This window comes from Pseudomonas sp. NPDC089569, from assembly GCF_050280625.1.
GTDB lineage: Bacteria > Pseudomonadota > Gammaproteobacteria > Pseudomonadales > Pseudomonadaceae > Aquipseudomonas.
Map to the genome: position 1 here is coordinate 1 of NZ_JBNNVQ010000234.1, position 2,176 is coordinate 2,176.

The following is a 2,176-nucleotide window of genomic DNA, read 5'->3' on the forward strand; positions in this document are numbered from 1 at the left end:
GTTGAACAAGGTGGACTTGCCGACGTTCGGTCGGCCCACCAGGGCGATTACGGGAACCATGCGGCTCTCCACTTCGTTATTTCAGAAAATACAAAAGCCGCTGAATGACAGCGGCTGGTGCTCGGGGCAATCACCGTGCGCTTTTCTGTAGGAGCGAGCATGCTCGCGAAAAACGCACAGACTCCGCGTTCATTCAGGACGCCAACGTAATCGTTGACATCCATCGCGAGCATGCTCGCTCCTACATTTGGACACAGGTGAAGCCGCTTGGGGTTAAACCCAAGCATAGTTGTTACTTGATGGTCAGGGCTTCCAGTTTGCCGCTGTTGCCATACACATAAATCGTGTCACCCACCACCAGCGGACGGGCGCGTATGCCGTCGCTGTCGATGCGCTCGCGACCGACGAAGCGGCCATCTACCTGACTCAGCAGATGCAGGTAACCTTCCAGGTCACCCACTGCCACGTAGCTGGAAAACACTTCCGGAGCCGACAATTGACGGCGGGCCAGCGAATCGTTGCTCCACAGCGCCGTGGTGGAACGCTCGTCGACACCTTCCACGGTGCCCGAGGACAGGCTCACGTAGACGCTGCCGAAACCTTGGGCAACGCCGGCATAGCTGGAAGCATCACGCTGCCAGAGTTGACGGCCGCTTTCCAGATCCAGTGCCGCGACGCGACCCTGATAGCTGGCGACGTACAGCGTACCGCCGGACAGCAGCAGGCCACCGTCGATATCGACAACGCGATCCAGCTCCGAACGACCTTGCGGAATCGCTACGCGCTGTTCCCACACCGGCACGCCGTTGGAGATGTTCAGAGCGATCACTTTACCGGTCGACAGGCCAGCCACCGCCAGGCGGTTGGTGACGATCGGCGCACTGGTGCCACGCAGGGTCAGTACCGCCGGGGTGCTGTCGTACATCCAGCGCTGGTTGCCGGTTGCGGCGTCCAGGCCAATCAGACGGTCATCCTGGGTCTGAACCACGACCACGTCACCGTTGTTGGCAGGTGGGGCGAGGACTTCGCTGGACACCCGAGCGCGCCATTTTTCTTCACCGTTGATGGCATCCAGGGCGACGATCTCACCCTTGAGCGTACCGATCGTCAGCAGGCCGTAACCCACGCCGACGGCACCGGAAACGGGAAGTTCGAGGTCTTTCTTCCACTTGATGTCGCCGTTGTTGCGGTCCATCGCCATGACCACGCCGGTCACATCGGCAGCGTAGATGGTCTCGCCATCGATCGCCGGAACCAGCATGTTGTAGGTTTCGCCCTGGCCGTCGCCAATCGAGCGACTCCACTGCTTCTTCAGAACCACTTCTTCCTTGAAATCGGTCAGTTCGGCCGGTGGCAGTTCTTTCTTGCCGTTGCTGCTGCAACCCGCGGCCAAAAGGGCCAGGGCCAGCAATGCTGCATGTTTCCAACGAATCACGTCACGCATCCCCTTTGGCCAGGTCGTCCAGCTTGATTTGCAGGCCACCGACCGCCGCTTCATCCGACAGTGCCGCCTTGGCTTTTTGATACGCCGCGTGCGCTTCGTCGGTACGACCCAACTGCACCAGCAGGTCGCCCTTGAGCTCTTCGCGGGTGGCCAGGAATGCCTTGTCGGCGTCGCCTTCGAGCAGTTTCAGCGCTTCGTCGACTTTGCTCTGCGCGGCCAGTACCTGCGCCAGGCGCTGACGGGCGATTTCGCCCAGTGCCGGGTTGGCCGGTTTGGCGATGATGGCTTTAAGCTCGCTCGCTGCGTCATCCAGCTTGTTGCTGTCGACCGCGACTTTCGCCACGAACAGGCTGCCGTATTGCGCGTAAGCACTACCGGCGAACTCACTGTTGAGCTTGGCCGCCAGGTCCGAAACCCGGGCCGCGTCAGGCTTGCCGTCAGGCGTCAGTGTGGTTTCCAGCAGTTGCTGATAGAGCATCGAGGCACCTTGTGCCTGGTTGCTCTGATACTTATGGAACGCCTGCCAGCCGAATACGATGACCAGCGCCAACAGGCCGCCAGTGACCAGGGGCTTGCCGTTGCGTGACCACCACTCCTTCAAATCCGCCAGCTGTTCCTCTTCGGTACTCGACACCCCTTATTGCTTTGGTGGTCATAGCGTAACCCTACGTTTTCGGAAGTGACTCCATCTTCACGGTGGTCAACGCGTGCCAGAAGCCGCCTTTGAAAGAT

General features: G+C 60.2%; 3 protein-coding genes. All 3 read right to left on the minus strand.

What is annotated here, in order from left to right; translation table 11 throughout:
* Positions 1–60: GTPase (locus tag ACQKP2_RS32570; protein ID WP_427582351.1), on the minus strand; the 60-nt coding region annotated here is incomplete at its 3' end.
* Positions 61–292: 232 nt separating this feature from the next.
* Positions 293–1,444 (minus strand): outer membrane protein assembly factor BamB, encoded by a 1,152-nt coding sequence (gene bamB / locus ACQKP2_RS32575; protein WP_427582349.1) that lies wholly within the window; start codon positions 1,442–1,444, stop codon positions 293–295.
* Positions 1,437–2,078 (minus strand): tetratricopeptide repeat protein, encoded by a 642-nt coding sequence (locus ACQKP2_RS32580; RefSeq protein WP_427582350.1) that lies wholly within the window; start codon positions 2,076–2,078, stop codon positions 1,437–1,439. Before ACQKP2_RS32580 ends, bamB begins: the two co-directional genes overlap by 8 nt.
* Positions 2,079–2,176 lie beyond the last annotated feature (98 nt).

Bases quoted from the DNA above. Each gene is read 5' to 3' on its own strand.
- bamB (WP_427582349.1), bottom strand. From the start codon at position 1,444: ATGCGTGACGTGATTCGTTGGAAACATGCAGCATTGCTGGCCCTGGCC.